This is a genomic window from Lysinibacillus sphaericus (assembly GCF_015844675.1).
Classification (GTDB): Bacteria; Bacillota; Bacilli; order Bacillales_A; family Planococcaceae; genus Lysinibacillus; species Lysinibacillus sphaericus_E.
Map to the genome: position 1 here is coordinate 161,642 of NZ_LDGC01000092.1, position 17,607 is coordinate 179,248.

At 38.4% G+C, this 17,607-nt stretch carries 11 protein-coding genes; 10 read left to right on the top strand and 1 reads right to left on the bottom strand.

Annotated elements, in window-relative coordinates; genetic code table 11:
- The first annotated feature begins 9 nt into the window (after positions 1-9).
- From pheT to ABE34_RS22920, 3 genes are all read left to right on the top strand, one after another.
- Positions 10-2,427 carry a phenylalanine--tRNA ligase subunit beta gene (gene pheT, locus ABE34_RS22910; RefSeq protein ID WP_197144734.1) on the top strand — a complete coding sequence of 806 codons (2,418 nt, stop codon included), beginning with the start codon at positions 10-12 and terminating at the stop codon, positions 2,425-2,427.
- Positions 2,428-2,701: 274 nt separating this feature from the next.
- Positions 2,702-4,636 (top strand): methyl-accepting chemotaxis protein, encoded by a 1,935-nt coding sequence (locus ABE34_RS22915; RefSeq protein ID WP_197144735.1) that lies wholly within the window; start codon positions 2,702-2,704, stop codon positions 4,634-4,636.
- Positions 4,637-4,874: 238 nt separating this feature from the next.
- A complete protein-coding gene (locus tag ABE34_RS22920) occupies positions 4,875-6,842 on the top strand; it encodes a methyl-accepting chemotaxis protein (protein ID WP_197144736.1) in 1,968 nt (655 codons plus the stop codon).
- Positions 6,843-6,967: 125 nt separating this feature from the next.
- Here the strand turns inward: ABE34_RS22920 and rnhC are convergent, their stop codons facing one another.
- Positions 6,968-7,894, bottom strand: a complete 927-nt coding sequence (gene rnhC / locus ABE34_RS22925) for a ribonuclease HIII (protein WP_197144737.1) — start codon at positions 7,892-7,894, stop codon at positions 6,968-6,970.
- Positions 7,895-8,027: 133 nt separating this feature from the next.
- On the opposite strand from rnhC, the gene zapA reads away from it, so the two are divergent.
- The 7 genes from zapA to ABE34_RS22960 all read left to right on the top strand — a co-directional run bounded on the left by zapA (position 8,028) and on the right by ABE34_RS22960 (position 17,498).
- Positions 8,028-8,288, top strand: coding sequence for a cell division protein ZapA (gene zapA, locus ABE34_RS22930; RefSeq protein ID WP_197144738.1), 261 nt, complete (start codon positions 8,028-8,030; stop codon positions 8,286-8,288).
- Between the two features lie 5 nt (positions 8,289-8,293).
- Positions 8,294-8,833 carry a CvpA family protein gene (locus ABE34_RS22935; protein ID WP_079563176.1) on the top strand — a complete coding sequence of 180 codons (540 nt, stop codon included), beginning with the start codon at positions 8,294-8,296 and terminating at the stop codon, positions 8,831-8,833.
- Positions 8,834-8,892: 59 nt separating this feature from the next.
- Positions 8,893-10,602 carry a DNA polymerase/3'-5' exonuclease PolX gene (gene polX, locus ABE34_RS22940; RefSeq protein WP_197144739.1) on the top strand — a complete coding sequence of 570 codons (1,710 nt, stop codon included), beginning with the start codon at positions 8,893-8,895 and terminating at the stop codon, positions 10,600-10,602.
- An 18-nt stretch (positions 10,603-10,620) separates the two neighbouring features.
- On the top strand, positions 10,621-12,987 hold the full coding sequence (locus tag ABE34_RS22945) for an endonuclease MutS2 (protein WP_197144740.1): 2,367 nt from the start codon (positions 10,621-10,623) through the stop codon (positions 12,985-12,987).
- A gap of 21 nt (positions 12,988-13,008) precedes the next feature.
- Positions 13,009-13,422, top strand: coding sequence for a DUF350 domain-containing protein (locus tag ABE34_RS22950; RefSeq protein WP_197144741.1), 414 nt, complete (start codon positions 13,009-13,011; stop codon positions 13,420-13,422).
- A gap of 931 nt (positions 13,423-14,353) precedes the next feature.
- On the top strand, positions 14,354-15,328 hold the full coding sequence (locus ABE34_RS22955; protein ID WP_197144742.1) for a nuclease-related domain-containing protein: 975 nt from the start codon (positions 14,354-14,356) through the stop codon (positions 15,326-15,328).
- A gap of 478 nt (positions 15,329-15,806) precedes the next feature.
- Positions 15,807-17,498, top strand: coding sequence for an AMP-binding protein (locus tag ABE34_RS22960; protein WP_197144743.1), 1,692 nt, complete (start codon positions 15,807-15,809; stop codon positions 17,496-17,498).
- The last annotated feature ends 109 nt before the right edge of the window (positions 17,499-17,607 follow it).

The following is a 17,607-nucleotide window of genomic DNA, read 5'->3' on the forward strand; positions in this document are numbered from 1 at the left end:
GGATAAAAAATGTTAGTATCATTAGAATGGTTAAAAGATTATGTAAGTGCACAGGATTTAACGTCTGAACAGTTAGCTGAAAAAATTACGCGCTCTGGAATTGAAGTAGATGCAGTAATTGACCGTGCTAACGGAATGGATAAAATTGTTGTCGGCTATGTCGTATCAAAAGAGAAACATCCAGAAGCTGATAAATTAAATATTTGCCAAGTGGATGTTGGTGAAGCTGAGCCACAACAAATTATTTGTGGTGCTCCAAACGTTGATGCTGGTCAAAAAGTAATTGTCGCTCGTCCAGGTGCACATTTACCAGGCGGCATTAAAATAAAAAAAGCAAAACTTCGTGGACATGAATCAAACGGTATGATTTGTTCATTACAAGAGGTAGGAATCGAAGGTAAACTTGTACCTAAAGCATATTCTGAAGGGATTTATGTGCTTCCGGAGGATGCTGAGGTTGGTTCAGATGCCCTTGCTATTTTAGGTCTACGTGACACAGTATTAGAGCTTGGCCTAACACCAAACCGCTCAGATGCATTGTCAATGCTAGGTGTAGCGTACGAGGTTGGCGCAATTCTATCTGAAGAAGTGAAGTATCCAGAAATCGCCTACAGCACATCTTCTGAAAAAGCTGAAGACATGTTAAAGCTTCGAGTGGAAGATTTACAAGCAAACCCAATGTATGTAGCAAAAGTTGTGAAAAACGTAAAAATCGCAGAATCACCTATGTGGCTACAAAATCGCTTAATGGCAGCAGGTGTACGCCCGCATAATAACGTTGTCGATGTAACGAACTACATTTTAATGGAATACGGTCAACCGCTTCATGCCTTTGACTACGATAGCCTAGCAACAGGTGAAATCGTAGTGCGTAAAGCAACAGAGGGCGAAAAAATTACTACTTTAGATGAGCAAGAACGCACATTAAAAGCTACAGATTTAGTCATTACAAATGGCAAAGAGCCGGTAGCTATTGCAGGTGTAATGGGCGGTGCAAACTCTGAAGTAAATGATTCTACAACAACAGTTGTAATCGAATCTGCTTACTTCGACGGCTTATCTGTACGTCAAACATCGCGTCATCTTGGACTTCGTTCAGATGCTTCTGCTCGCTTTGAGAAGGGTGTAGACCCTAACCGTGTGTTACCTGCTGCAGAGCGCGCTGCTGCATTACTAGCTGAACTAGCTGGTGGTGAAGTGTTAGAAGGAACGTGTATCGTTGACGAACTAGATAAAACACCAGCACGTGTTGTCGTTTCGCCAGATTTCATTAATGAACGTCTAGGTATGAAAATTTCATTAGAAGATATGCTATCTATTTTAGAGCGACTTAAATTTGGTGTAGAAGCAGCAAATGGTTTACTCATAGTTGATGCACCAACACGTCGTCAAGATATTAAAATTGAAGAAGATATAGTAGAGGAAATTGCTCGTCTATACGGCTATGATGAAATTCCGCTGACTTTACCAGAGGGAGCAAACCAAGTAGGCCGTCTAACACCATATCAAGCAAATCGTCGTGTAGTTCGTAATTATATGGAAGGCGCAGGTCTTTTCCAAGCTGTTACTTACTCATTAACTTCAGAGGCATTGTCACAACGCTTTGCATTGAAAGCTGAGCCAGTAACACGTTTACTAATGCCGATGAGCGAGGACCGTTCAACTCTACGCCAAAGTCTTATCCCGCATTTAATTGAAGCTGCTGCTTATAATGTTGCTCGTAAGGCTGACAATGTGGCATTGTATGAAATTGGTTCAGTATTCCTTGGTCAAACAGAAGAAGGGCTACCATATGAGGAGGAGCATGTGGCGGCAGTAGTAACAGGAAAATGGCTTGACCATGCTTGGCAGGGTGAGAAAAAAGCAGTAGATTTCTTCGTCTTAAAAGGCATTGTAGAAGGTGTTATCGATAAGCTTGGTTTAGAAGGCCGTATTTCATTTGTGAAAGCTGAAGTAGATGGATTACACCCAGGACGTACTGCTAGCATTCTTTTTGATGGTGAACAAGTCGGCATTATCGGTGGATTACATCCAGCAGAACAAAAAGCATGGGGTGTAAAAGACACATATGTAATGGAGATGAATCTCGTAACATTATTAAATGCTAATGCAAAAGAAGCGCCTCTTGCCTATACACCAGTGCCTCGTTTCCCAGCGATGTCTCGTGATATTGCGCTTATCATGAACCGTGCAACAACTGCTGGTGAGGTTGTTACTGCGATTCGTTCTGCAGGCGTGAAATTATTGAAAGACGTTCGTGTATTCGACGTATATGAAGGTGAAAAAATGGAAGCTGGTAAAAAATCAGTGGCATTCTCCCTAACATACTTCGATCCAGAACGTACATTAACAGATGAAGAGGTTGTTGCAGCACATAATAAAGTGTTAAAAGCTATTGCAACAATTGAAGGCACAGAAGTACGCTAAATGAATAATTTTTTTGTGAGCTGTCTCGTAATGAGGCAGCTTTTTGTTTTGTTAACATATTAGACTGTTATAAGGTTGTTTTCGCAGGAGTATGAGAAAAAAGAAGAGAAGATACTTTAAGCTAATTCTCACATCTAAGTTTTTCTTCAATATTTAGAAAAAACAAAAAATAAATTTTTGATCCATATTATATGTATAGTAAGTTTTGGATAGAAAATTTTACTATGGAGTGGTAGTTATTATGAAAAATCATCGAAAAAGAAGAGGCCTTTCCGTGAGAGCCCGATTAATATGGGCGTTTGCTTTAACACTTTTAATCCCCAGCATTGCTATTGGTTCGTTTTCGTATTTGAAGTCTTCTGATCAATATCATATGGAATTAAGTGAAAGCTCACGTGAAAATGTAGATTTATTAAATACACTAATCTCAAAGGAGATATCACCTATTCAAAGTGATGTGGAATATTTAGCTGCTTCTTTTAATAAGAATGTGCAAGATGCAGATGCTTTAAAGGAATTAGAAAAATATAATGCTTTACATAGCAACGTCTCTGTTGTCAATTTGGCAATTGAGGGGCACAAATTTATGCGTGAACCGCACGCTGAATCTTCAACTGATTATGATCCATTTACGCGACCATGGTACTTAACGGCTATTGAATCACCTGGCAAAAACGTTATGATTGATCCATATAAATCAACGATTACAGGTGAATTAATATTAGCAGTATCAGCTGGTTTACAGGATCGTTCAGGAGTTATTTCTATTGGTCTAAATTTAGACGGAATTTCCGAGCTAGTGAAATCAGTGGAAATTGGTGATAATGGCTATGCTACATTAGTAAATGCCAATAATCTTATTATTGCTGATCCACAGTTAGAGGTAGGATCGGAGCTCAAAAAGTCATATATAGAAAAGATGCAAGGAAAAGAAGAGGGTAGTTTTACCATTAAGGAAGATGGAAAAGAGTATCAAGTGTTTTTTACTACCAATAAACTAACTGGTTGGAAAATTGTTGGTACTATGGATTTAGCAGATGTAGCAACTGTCACAAAACCAATTTTAACAAACACTATGACAGTCATTGTTATTGCTCTTATCATATTTGGAATCATTGGTGCCTTCATTATAAGATCAATCATTCAGCCATTACAAAAGTTGTCAACAGTAGCTGAGCAGGTAGGCGACGGTGATTTACGCAATTTAATTGCAATTAAAAGAGAAGATGAGATAGGTAAATTGGCGGATATATTCAATAAAATGATTCTATCTTTGCGTGGTGTAGTTGGTAACATTGGTGAGGAATCAAATCAGTTAGCTGCATCATCGGAGGAACTTACAGCAAGTACATCAGAAAATAAACGAGCTACATCACAAATTGTTAATTCCATTCAAACATTTGCTGAAACGGTTGATGTGCAAGCAGAAACAATTAATGATAGCACTAACGCTGTACTTGAAATGTCTTCATCGATTCACCAAATTGCAGTAAAGGCCGATACGGTTAATGAGATGTCGAATAAAGCAATGGAAGCTGTTATGATAGGAGACAAAACTATTCAAACAGCAATTGGCCAAATGGAAATGATTCAAAGTACGGTTCAGGAACTGGAAAGTACGGTACAAACATTAAGCGATCGTTCAAATGAAATTGGGCGTATTGTAGAGGCAATTACGCAAATTGCTGATCAAACAAATCTTTTAGCTTTAAATGCTGCAATTGAAGCTGCTCGTGCTGGTGAGCATGGAAAAGGTTTTGCAGTTGTTGCTGATGAGGTACGAAAGCTTGCAGAGCAATCCGCACAATCAACAATGCAAATAAAAGATATCATTGGTTATATTCAAACCGATACAAAATTAGCAGTTGAATCAATGACTGCTGGCTCAGCTGAAGTCGTAAAGGGAATTGAAGTAACAAATATGGCAGGAAAGTCATTCAAAGAAATAAATGATAATGTACAAAGCGTAACCTATGAAATAGGAGAAATTTCGGAGACAGCAAAAGTTATTTCTGAACACTCCAATCAAGTGGCAATCGGAATTGAAAGTGTGCTTCAGCAAACAAATGAAAATACAGCAAATGCACAAAATATATCTGCCGCAACAGAGGAACAGCTTGCTTCTATGGAAGAAATCGCCGCATCGGCCGATGCCCTTGCTAAAATGTCTGAAAATCTACAACAAACAATTAAACAGTTTAAATATTAAGGCTAAATAATAATCCGATAATAATTTTTTTGTGAGCTGTCTCGTAATGAGGCAGCTTTTTTAGTTGGAAGACCGTCAGGGGAACGTATTAATATTTTATGAGTAAGCATCCACTGTGTACTTTTTTGACATTTCGCGTTTTTGATAATATTTTGAAATAACAAAAAATAAATCTTGGTTATTTATTATGTGTATAGTATAAATTGGATAGAAAAAATAGGAAGAGGAGATAGTGATTTTGAAAGAGTATCGAAAACGAAAAAACTTATCTGTGCGTGCTCGGTTAATCTGGGCGATTACAACGGCGCTCTTAATTCCAAGTATTGCAATTGGTACATTCTCATACTTGAAATCAGATAATTTATATTATAACGAATTAAGTGATAAATCTCGCGAGAATGTCAATTTAATAAATACTTTAGTAACAAAAGAAATTTCCCCAATCATAAGTGATGCAGAATATTTGGCTGCCTATTTTAATAAGGATTGGCAAGATGCAGCTGCATTAAAGGAATTAGATAAATACAATGCTTTACATAATAGTGTTTCAGTAGTCGCTTTAACTCTAGAAGGCCATGGTTTTTTACGAAATCCATATCATGAAATGCCTTCTGATTATAATCCATTTTTGCGGCCATGGTATTTAAAGGCTATAGAGTCGCCAGGTAAAGGCGTCGTGATGGACCCATATAAATCAAATATTTCAGGCGATTTAACTTTAACTGTAGCGGCAGGATTGCGTGACAAATCCGGGGTTGTTTCCATAGATTTGAAACTTGGCGAAATTGCGGAGCTCATAAATGCTGTAGAGATTGGGAAAAGTGGCTATGCCTCATTAGTGAATGCCAATAATCTTACGATAGCAGATCCGAATGTTGAAGTAGGAACTAAGCTGAAAGATTCGTACATAGAAAAGATGCAAGGAAAAGAAGAAGGTAGCTTTACAATTCAGGAAAATGACGAGGAGCATCAAGTATTTTTCACTACTAATAAACTAACAGGGTGGAAAATTATCGGTGTTATGGATGTAGCGGATGTAACAGCTGTCACAGCGCCAATTTTAAAATCGACAATAGCAGTCATTGTTACTGCTTTAATTATTTGTGGGATCATTGGTGGTATGATCATTGCCTCAATCATTCGTCCACTAAAAGAACTATCTACGGTTGCTGAACAAGTAGGTGAAGGCGATCTACGTAATTTTATCGACATAAGAAGAAATGATGAAATTGGGAAACTGGCTACTATTTTTAATAAAATGATTTCTTCGTTACGTGAAGTAGTTGGTAATATTGGTGAGGAATCAAATTTATTGGCCAATTCTTCAGAGGAGCTGACTGCAAGTACTGCAGAGAATAAACGAGCAACATCACAAATTGTTGATTCCATTCAAACACTTGCTGAGACGATTGATATGCAGGCAGAGACTGTTAGTGAAGGTAATAGTGCTGTGCTGGAAATGTCATCATCTATTCAGCATATTTCTGCAAAAGCAGGTGCAGTAAGTGATATGTCTAATAAAGCTATGGACGCTGTTATGATCGGTGATGAAACTATTAAAACAGCTGTTCAACAAATGACCATGATTCAAAATACTGTACAAGCACTAGAAAATACAGTGCAAACATTAGACAAGCGTTCTCACGAGATTGAGCACATTGTTGAGGCTATAACCCAAATTGCTGATCAAACGAACCTATTAGCTTTAAACGCAGCAATTGAAGCTGCACGTGCGGGTGAACAAGGAAAAGGCTTTGCGGTCGTAGCTGAAGAGGTACGAAAGCTAGCTGAACAATCTGCACAATCCACGCTGCAAATTAAGGATATTATTTCACAAATTCAAGAAGATACAAATCTAGCAGTTGAATCAATGGCTGCTGGTTCAGCTGAGGTCGTCAAGGGGATTGATATAACAAATATGGCAGGAAAGTCATTTGAAGAGATTCGTACGAATGTACAAAGTGTAACTTCTGAAATAGGACAAATTTCAGAAGCATCCAAAGTTATCTCTCAACACGCCAATCAAGTGACGATCGGGATTGAAAGTGTGCTTGAACAAACGAATGAAACTACAGCAAGTGCCCAAAATATTTCCGCTGCAACTGAGGAGCAACTTGCTTCTATGGAAGAAATCGCAGTATCTGCTGCTACACTTGCTAAAATGTCTGAAAATCTTCAACAAACGATTCAACAATTCAAATATTAAGTTGAAACGAAAACTTTTTGATCCGTTTTTTATATAAAAAATTTCGCTAACTTCAGTAGAAAGCAAGTTGTATAAAACTTGTAATCTGCGGGAGTATAGCGAAATTTTTTGTTTATAAGTCCAATTTATTTCATTCTTTTGGCTTTCTCAGTATTCGCAAAATGCCATTTCGTAATGCAACGTAAAAATTCCTCACCTTGTTTTCGCCAAATGCGAGCTACTAAGGCATCTACTTTTGCTGAAGCCCCCTTCAACAACTCTATCCCGGCAATCTCACTCAGTCGGTCCATTTCTTTTAAAAACGCCGCACGAGCTAATATCGATGCAGTTGCTACTGAAACATGTAATTGCTCGGCCTTCGTAGAAAATAGCACATCATCTCGTACGATCTCTCGTTCATTTTTTAAATAATTGTAATACACGCCACGTTCCGCAAACTGATCTATCAAGATCTGTTCTGGTTTTTCGGGAGCCATTTTTGACAGTGTATTTTTAAGTGCCTTATTGTGCATCATAGCTTTCATTTTACCTTGTGAGTAGCCTCGTGACTGTAATTCGTTGTATTTTTCATTGCGTAGTACAAGCACACTATGCACGCAAGCTGCACGTAAATCAGGCGCTATTTTACGCATGTAATCATCTGTTAGCATTTTGGAGTCTTTGACACCAAGTTCGTTAATAAGCGCAATTTTTGATGAAGGGACATATACGGCTGCAACTGTAATTGGACCAAAGTAATCGCCAGTACCTGTTTCATCTGAGCCTAGCACCGACATCGTAGCAAAACCTTCAGGCAGGGCGTCACCCTTTGCTCCAATCGAAGATGTTTTCTGTGTGTTTGTTACTTCTACGTCTCCCCAGCGTGCAGCTTCTCGTTCAGCGCCTCCCCCTTGGAACATTAATTTTCCTGATTTGTACATCGTAATGGCTGTATCAGGGAGCTTTGCAGCAAAGATTACTCCCGGTGCTTTACGTTCTACAAAATGATTTGCGTAGTAGGACATCACCTCTTTTTGTATATTTGTTGATATTGAAAGTACAATATTTGACATTTCCTCGTTCCTTTCTGTCCTCGTTGTTCACAATTTTATACCTTTCATGGTATGATAATAAATAGCTTTTTTGTGTAAGTTGCTCACAATCGGAAAAATCGTGAGCACAAAAATTAAAAAGGGGGGTGCGACTATGGAAAATCAAGAAAAGAATAAAATTTCTGTGGAAATATACGGTCATACATATAAAATGGTCGGCTCTGAATCCATTGGACATATGCGACTTGTCGCTTCTATTGTTGATGACCGTATGCGCGAAATGAATTTACATAATCCCTCTCTTGATAGCACAAAACTTGCCGTTCTTACAGCAGTAAATACCGTTCACGATTATTTACTATTAAAAGAACGAATGGAGCAATTAGAAGAAGAAGTGAAAAAATTAAAGGGTTGAAGTGAATGTTAGATCTAATCATATTAGCGGTACTATTAGCCGGGCTCATCGTTGGAGCAAAGCGTGGTTTCATTGTACAGATGATGCATATCGTTAGCTTTATAGTTGCCCTAATTGTTGCGTATATCTATTATAAACCATTAGCACAAAAAATGGTGTTTTGGGTCCCGTATCCAGGGGTAACGGATTCAGGTAGTCTTGGAGTAGTCATTGATAGCCTGGATATAGACCGAACTTTTTACCGTGTCATTGCATTTGCTGTCATATTCTTTGCGGTGAAAATTACAATGCAAATTGTAGCATCGATTTTTGATTTTATAGCGTATTTACCTGTATTAGGTACAGTGAATCGTTGGCTTGGAGCATTGTTAGGCATGATTGAAAACTATTTAATTATGTTTATCTTGCTTTACATTCTTGCTTTATTGCCAGTTGATTCTATCCAAAGCTTAATGTCGAAGTCGTTGTTAAGTGGTCTCATTTTGGAGCATACCCCAATTATTACGAGCATGTTCCAAAACTGGTGGTATATTTATATGCAATAGCAAACTGTGCACTTCTCTCGGTTTTGAGGGAAGTGTTTTTACGATAGGAGGAATTCCCAATGAACAAAAAAACAATTATTCGCACATTAGAAAAGATTGCGTTGTATATGGAATTACAAGGGGAAAATCCATTCAAAGTGTCGGCCTTTCGGAAAGCTGCTGCTGCACTTGAGGGAGACGAGCGCTCATTGAGTGAGATGGAGGATGTAACAAAGCTTAAAGGTATAGGTAAAGGTACAGCTGCTGTTATTGAGGATTTAATAACAAATGGTGAATCGGGCTTATTAAAAGAATTAGAAGACATTGTACCAAAAGGATTGCTGCCATTATTAAAACTTCCAGGCTTAGGTGGTAAAAAAATAGCTAAGCTTCATCAAGAGTTAGGGATTGATTCTGCCGAAAGTTTAAAGGCCGCTTGTGAAGCTTGTAAAGTTCGTGAGCTAGCAGGCTTTGCGGCAAAAACTGAAGAAAAAATTTTAAAAGAACTTGCAAATTTATCAAATCGATCAGAACGTTTACCGATTTGGCAGCTTGAGCCTGTTGTTTTACAAATTGAAGCGCTTCTAGGTAGTATGGAAGAAGTTGAGCGTTTTTCTGTTGCTGGAAGCTTCCGCTGTGCAGCAGAGACAAGTAAAGATATTGACTTTATTGTTGTAACGGAAGCAGTTGAGGCTGTACGTGAAAAGCTACTGAATGAGCTTTCTGTACAAGAAGTAGTAGCTGCTGGTGATACAAAGATTTCAGTTATTTTAGATTTAGAAGAGCCTGTAAGTGTAGATTTTCGATTAGTGAGAGACGCTGAATATGCAACGGCCTTACATCATTTCACAGGCTCGAAAGATCACAATGTGCGCATGCGTCAGATTGCAAAAGCCCGTGGTGAAAAGATTAGTGAATACGGTGTGGAACAAGCGGATGGCGCTGTTTTAACGTTTAAGGATGAAGCGGAATTTTTTGCGCATTTTGATTTACCATTTATCCCACCTAGCTTGCGCACAGGAACAACGGAATTTGATAAAACGGATGACATTCAACATCTTGTGAAATTAGAAGATATTAAAGCAGATTTACATATGCATACGACGTGGTCTGATGGTGCATACTCTGTAGCTGAAATGGGCGAAGCATTAATAGCACGTGACTATCAATATAGCGTTATTACTGACCATTCACAATTTTTAAAAGTAGCAAATGGTTTAACGCCAGAACGTTTAACAAAGCAACGTGCTGAAATTGAGGCATTTAATGAAGCACATCCTGATTTCCATTTATATGCGGGGACAGAAATGGACATTTTGCCAGATGGTTCACTCGATTTTGAAGATGATGTGCTGAGAGAGTTAGACTTCGTCATTGCCTCTATTCACTCTAGCTTTACTCAATCGCAGGACAAAATTATGGCGCGCTTACTGACGGCGATGCAAAATCCGTATGTTCATATGATTGCACATCCAACTGGCCGCATTATTGAGGATCGTACTGGCTATAATCCTGATATGGAGCAATTAATTGCTTGGGCGAAGGAATATGGTAAAATTTTAGAGTTAAATGCGAATCCATATCGTCTTGATTTATGTGTTGAGCATTTAGAAATGGCTTTAACAGCTGGCGTGCCCGTAGCAATCAATACGGATGCCCACGATATTGCTCATTTACGCTTTATGGATATCGGAGTACGCTACGCAAACAGAGCATGGTTGAAAAAGGATATGATTGTGAATACATGGACGCGAGAACAATTTGAAGCGTTTATTCGACGAAATAAATAGGTTGAGGAGGTGTTCTCAGTGATTGCAGAACGCGCATTGAAAACACTAGAATATGATAAAGTACGTCAGCAAGTGGCTACATACTGTACTTCTTCAATCGGTAAATCTGCCGTTGATGAACTTGTACCACAGACAGACTATGAAAAGGTTGTACAATTATTAGAAGAAATGGATGAAGGACTATCCATTTTACGTGTTAAAGGCAATGTACCAATGGGTGGGATTTTTGATGTACGACCAGCTGCAAGGCGTGCACAAATCGGGGGCATGCTTTCAGCGATGGAATTAATGGAAGTATCAAGTACGATTCGAGCTAGTAGAATTCTTCGTAATTTTATTGAAGATATAGAATCAGAAGAAGCGATTGATATTCCTCATTTCATCGCCAAAAAGGAAGCAATGCCTGTTTTGACGGGCTTGCAGCATGAAATTAATAACTGTATTGATGAAAACGGCTCAGTGCTAGACTCTGCAAGCCAAACGTTGCGATCCATTCGCCAATCTTTGCGCGCTGAGGAAGCTAAAGTACGATCTAAGCTGGAAAGCCTTACACGCGGGAGCAATGCTTCAAAAATGCTCTCAGATACAATTGTAACGATTCGAAATGATCGCTTCGTTATCCCTGTTAAGCAAGAATACCGTCATCATTATGGTGGAATTGTGCATGATCAATCATCTTCTGGTCAAACATTATTTATCGAGCCAGATTCAGTTGTTCAAGCGAATAATGAAATTCACCGATTAAAAATGAAAGAGCAAGCTGAAGTTGAACGCATCTTACTTGCATTAAGTGCGATGGTAGAGGAAGTAGCTCCAGATCTATTTAACTTAGTAAAAGTACTAGGCGAGATTGACGTCATTTTAGCTAAAGGCAAGTACGGTCAAGCGAACAAATGTACAATGCCTAAAATGAATAACGATGGCTACATTCGACTTGTGCGTGCACGTCATCCGCTATTACCGATTGAAACGGCCGTTGCTAACGATATTGAATTCGGGAAAGATATAACGGCAATTGTCATTACAGGACCAAACACGGGTGGTAAAACCGTCACTTTAAAAACAGTTGGATTGTGTACATTAATGGCACAGGCTGGATTACCAGTGCCTGCACTTGATGGTTCTGAACTTGCTGTTTTCAAACAGCTTTTCGCGGATATTGGAGATGAACAGTCAATTGAGCAATCACTGTCAACATTCTCTTCTCATATGGTCAACATTGTAGATATCTTACAAAAGTTTGATGACGAATCACTCGTACTATTTGATGAATTAGGTGCCGGTACAGATCCTCAGGAGGGGGCAGCACTAGCCATCTCCATCTTAGATGAAGTACATGGTCGTGGTGCCCGCGTGATGGCAACGACGCACTATCCTGAGCTAAAAGCATACGGCTATAATCGTCCAGGAGTTGCTAATGCGAGTGTGGAATTCGATATCGAGACATTGAGCCCAACATATCGTCTACTAATCGGAGTACCAGGTCGCTCCAATGCATTTGAAATTTCAAGTCGTCTAGGCTTACCTGAGTCGATTATTGACCGTGCGAAAAGCTTTACAGGTACAGATCGTCATGAGGTGGAGTCCATGATTGCTTCACTTGAAGAAACTCGTCGCCAATCAGAAGATGATGCAGAACGCTCTCATGAATTAATGATAGAATCTGAAGCCTTACGCAAAGAGCTACAAGGAAAACTACAAGCTTACGAAGACCGCAAAGAGGCACTCGATAAAAAAGCAAAAGAAAAAGCGCGGAAAATTGTTGATGAAGCAAAAAGGGAAGCAGAATCAATTATTGCGGAGCTTCGAGAAATGCGCAAAAATGCAGACCAAGTTGTTAAGGAGCATGAACTCATCGAAGCTCGTAAACGATTGGAAGTAGCTACACCGCTTGAAAACAACAAAGTGTTGAAAAAAGCAGCACAAGTAAAGGCCCGTGCACAAAACTTAGTTGTCGGGGACGAGGTAAAGGTGTTAAGCTATGGACAACGGGGAACATTGCTCGAAAGAGTATCGAATTCCGAATGGGTTGTCCAAATGGGTATTTTGAAAATGAAAATCGCCGATAGTGATCTAGAGTACATTAAACCAGAAAAAGAACCTGTGCAACGTATGGCTGGTGTGAAAAATCGTAGCAACCATGTAAAATTAGAATTAGATTTACGCGGCGAACGATATGAAGATGCCATTTTACGTACAGAAAAATATATTGATGATGCCTTGCTTGCTAACTATGGTCGTGTATCAATTATTCATGGTGTAGGTACAGGTGCACTACGTCAAGGAATTCAAAGCTATTTGAAAAAGCATAAGCGTGTAAAATCCTTCCGTTTTGGTGAAGCCGGCGAGGGGGGCTTAGGCGTCACAGTTGTAGAATTGAAATAAGCTGTAAAGGGGACGGAGAAAATGCTGAATTCTAGCTTTTGGCGATATCCAATTATCGAAACGGCAGGATATTTTAGTGTTGTCGTATTGTGTTTAGTCGTCTCGATGGCATTGTTCGAAGTCGTTACGAAATATAAAAATTGGGAAGAAATTAAAAAAGGTAATATTGCTGTGGCACTCGCAACAGGTGGTAAAATACTAGGGATCTGTAATATCTTTCGCTTTTCCATTGCGCGCCATAGTACTTTAAGTGAAATGATTGGCTGGGGCCTTTTCGGTTTTACATTACTAATTGTGGCATATTTCTTATTTGAATTTATGACACCGCGTTTTAATGTCGATCAAGAAATCGCAAATGACAATCGCTCAGTCGGCTTCATTTCCTTTACCATTTCAGTCGGTCTATCGTTTGTTATTGGGGCAAGTATTGCATAGGAGTGTAATGACATGGAAAAATTAGCAAAAGTACTAATCGTTGTCTGCATCGCATTTTTGGCAGTTGGTGTCTATTATATGATGACCGTTTAAACAAAAAACGCATCCTTTTATGAGGATGCGTTTTTTAATGGGGAAAGAGAAGAGCTGCTCGGGTAGCGGGGGCGGGGGAAATTGATCGGGTATCTCTGAAAACTGAACAGGTAGATAGTGAAAGTGATCGGGTAACTCCGAAAACTGATCAGGTAGCGAGAAAAGTGATCGGGTAACTCTTAAAACTGATCAGGTATCGAGAAAAGTGATCGGGTAACTCTTAAAACTGATCAGGTAGAGAGAAAAGTGATCGGGTAACTCTTAAAACTGATCAGGTAGAGAGAAAAGTGATCGGGTAACTCTTAAAACTGATCAGGTAGCGAGAAAAGTGATCGGGTAACTCTTAAAACTGAACAGGTAGCGAGAAAAGTGATCGGGTAGCTCCGAAAACTGATCAGGTAGCGAGAAAAGTGATCGGGTATTTCCGAAAACTGATCAGGTAGCGGGAAAAAGTGATCGGGTAACTCCGAAAACTGATCAGGTATCGAGAAAAGTGATCGGGTAACTCCGAAAACTGATCAGGTAGCGAGAAAAGTGATCGGGTAACTCTTAAAACTGATCAGGTATCGAGAAAAGTGATCGGGTAACTCCGAAAACTGATCAGGTAGCGAGAAAAATGATCGGGTAGTATAGAAAACCACTCAGGTTGTATCGAGTCAGTAAAGTATGGAATCACTCAGAAGTGTAACGCTCAGGCAGTAAAAATCTAGGTATCCACAAATTTTCTTAAATATAAAATATCGCTTACATTTAATCGCTTAAATTTTTATTTTAAAAAAAGCTATATGCAAAGGTAGAAATACTTGCTATATTCAAGGCAAAAAGAAGGGAGTATTTCATGTTATTAAAACCATTTGAGCAAGCAGCAATGATAACTGGATTACGTGCGTTGGTTCATCGATTGGATTCGAGTCATCCGCTTCATATAAAAATTTCTCAAGATTTACAGCAGTTAGAAGCAGGTGATTTTGGAGAGCAAAGCATTATAAGAGAATTACAAAAGCTATCTCGGAGCGTTGAAATCTATATTTTACATAATATTACTTTATTTGAACCTGTTCCTATTCAACTTGATGTCGTAGTTATTACTCCGTATGCTGTTGTTATAATTGAAAGCAAAAATATACGAGGTAATATAGAATTGAAGCGTAGCCCAAGGCAAATGGTCCGTGTTTTAGAGAATGGAGATAAACATATTTTCAATCACCCAGAAATTCAACTCGATGAATACATTTTTGGCTTAAGTGAATTTTTCAAACAGCTAAATTTGCAAGCAGAAATATTCGGTATCATAGTTTTCCCCTTTAATAATGCCGAAGTTTACTACGAAAAAGGTAAGTATCCAGTTTTAATGAGGCGTGAATTAACATATTTTCTTAGACAACATATAAATAATAGTAAGTCAAAAAATAAGATTCCAACATCAAAAATAGCCAACCTTTTACTTAAGCATCATCGAGTTTTTCAGACTACCCCACTATGTATCCATTATAATATTGATCCCAAAGCTATTAAAAAAGGTATATTTTGCAGACATTGTTATCAATTCAAATTAATCCGGCAAAAACAAAGTTGGTTTTGCCCGAAGTGTAAGATATATGATAAAACCGCGGCTGATCAAGCATTGCAAGACTACTGTGTATTAATCGATGAGAAAATTAATACACAAACTGCTCGTTATTTTTTAGAATTATCAAATCGACATCTTGCGAAAAGAATAGTACAAGAATATTCCAATAAAAAGGAGGGGCACAATAATCAAACCGTTTATTATTTGAAGATAGGCAATGATGCAGGTGAAATTAGCTCCTGAAGTTTCGAAAGCTGTTGGGTAGTGTCAAAACTGATTAGGTAGAGAGAGAAACTGCTCGGGTAGCACTCAAAACTGATCAGGTAAAGAGGGAACTGCTCAGGTTAAGTGTATTCGCTCCAGTAGAATAAAAAACTACGCTACCTCGAAAAAATCAAAAGTTCCATCATCAACCTCATCACAAAATACTACTAAAACCTATTAATATTCCTTCATCTATCTAAAAAGTTATCATTAAAAAATATTTTTGGAATATAGAAATACTAACTCATTCTAATGCATAAAAAAAGAAAGAATGAATGAGTATTCACATGGCCTATCGATCCAAAACCCTAAGAAACACAGTTATATAAATGTTGTTAAATGCATAATAATTAATCGTAAATGCATTTATTTTCTATTTTATGTTTGAAAGAGTATTTCTTTTTCATTATAATTAAAATAAGAGTTTACAAAGTTTGGGGCAAAGGGGAGAGGACGTATGACAACAAAACCATGGCTATCAAATTATCCTGAAGAAGTACCATCGTCTTTAACGTTTGAGGAAATTCCTGTGCAAGAGTTTTTGACACGCGCCTATAAAAAGAATCCATCCAAAGTTGCGATTCATTTTATGGGAAAGGATTTGACGTATACTGAGTTATATGAGTCAGCGCTTAGGTTCGCAAACTATTTACAAGCCCTTGGGGTGGAAAAGGGAGATCGAGTAGCGATTATGCTACCAAACTCACCACAAAGTGTAATCGCTTACTACGGGGCAATGTATGCTGGAGCGATTGTCGTACAAACAAATCCACTTTATACTGAGCGTGAACTTCAATATCAAATGGCTGATTCAGGTGCGAAAGTAATTTTATTGATGGATATTTTGTATCCGCGTGTTATGAAAATTATCAAAGAAACTGCGCTTGAAAATGTAATTGTCACAGCTATTAAAGATTATTTGCCATTTCCTAAAAATTTGGTATATCCATATATTCAAAAAAAGCAGTACGGTTTTAGTGTCAAGGTTGAACATAGTGGTCAAAATCATTTATTCACAGAAATTATGCGCTCCGCTCCCATCAAAATGATTGATATTCCATTTGATTTTGAAGAGGACATTGCACTGCTTCAATATACAGGAGGAACGACTGGCTTTCCTAAGGGTGTGATGCTAACCCACAAAAACTTAATTGCTAATGCAACGATGTGTGATGCATGGATGTATAAATGTATACATGGAGAGGAAACCATTATGGGCATCCTACCATTCTTCCATGTCTATGGTATGACTACTGTTATGTTATTATCCGTTTTCACGCAAAATAGAATGGTTTTATTACCAAAGTTTGATGCAGAGACGGCGTTGAAAACGATAGATAAGCAAAAACCGACTCTTTTCCCAGGTGCACCGACCTTATATATTGGTCTATTAAATCACCCGGATATTGCAAAGTATGACTTATCATCTATAAAAGCATGCTTAAGTGGTTCTGCTTCATTGCCAGTAGAAGTGCAGGAGAAATTTGAAGCGGCTACAGGGGGGAAGCTTGTAGAAGGATATGGTTTAACAGAAACTTCTCCTGTCACACATGCTACACCTATTTGGGGTAAGCGTGTCATGGGCTCAATTGGTTTACCTTGGCCAAATACGGATTCAGTAATTTTACGTACAGGGGATACAGAGGTGCTTCCAGTCGGTGAGGTAGGAGAAATAGCTGTAAAGGGTCCACAGGTTATGAAAGGTTATTGGAATCGTCCTGAAGATACAGCAGCGTCGTTCGTAGATGGCTGGTTTTTAACAGGCGATTTAGGCTATATGGACGAAGAAGGGTATTTCTATGTAGTTGACCGTAAAAAAGATATCATTATCGCAGGTGGTTTTAATATTTACCCTCGTGAGGTAGAGGAAGTATTATATGAACGAGAGGAAATCCAAGAATGTGTAGTTGCGGGCATACCAGACCCGTATCGTGGAGAAACAGTAAAAGCTTATATTGTTATAAAAGAAGGATATTCGATTACGGAAGAAGAATTAAATAAATATTGCCGTCAAAACTTAGCCGCTTTCAAAGTTCCGCGCTATTATGAGTTTAGAGATGAGCTACCGAAAACGGCTGTTGGGAAAATTTTGCGTCGCTCGTTAGTAGACGAGGAAAAAACAAAATTGGTGAATAAAGAAGCAAAATAAATACGTGGTAAAGTATTGACAAGCAAAGTTGTAAATTATAATATGAAAATATGAATGAATGACCATTCATATTTTCATATTTTTTTAGGTTACCACGTCACATCCTTCG

Excerpts from the sequence above, each read along its gene's own strand:
- pheT (WP_197144734.1), top strand. The coding sequence starts at position 10 with ATGTTAGTATCATTAGAATGGTTAAAAGATTATGTAAGTGCACAGGAT.
- rnhC (WP_197144737.1), bottom strand. The coding sequence starts at position 7,894 with ATGTCAAATATTGTACTTTCAATATCAACAAATATACAAAAAGAGGTG.
- zapA (WP_197144738.1), top strand. The coding sequence starts at position 8,028 with ATGGAAAATCAAGAAAAGAATAAAATTTCTGTGGAAATATACGGTCAT.
- ABE34_RS22935 (WP_079563176.1), top strand. The coding sequence starts at position 8,294 with ATGTTAGATCTAATCATATTAGCGGTACTATTAGCCGGGCTCATCGTT.
- polX (WP_197144739.1), top strand. The coding sequence starts at position 8,893 with ATGAACAAAAAAACAATTATTCGCACATTAGAAAAGATTGCGTTGTAT.
- ABE34_RS22950 (WP_197144741.1), top strand. The coding sequence starts at position 13,009 with ATGCTGAATTCTAGCTTTTGGCGATATCCAATTATCGAAACGGCAGGA.
- ABE34_RS22955 (WP_197144742.1), top strand. The coding sequence starts at position 14,354 with ATGTTATTAAAACCATTTGAGCAAGCAGCAATGATAACTGGATTACGT.
- ABE34_RS22960 (WP_197144743.1), top strand. The coding sequence starts at position 15,807 with ATGACAACAAAACCATGGCTATCAAATTATCCTGAAGAAGTACCATCG.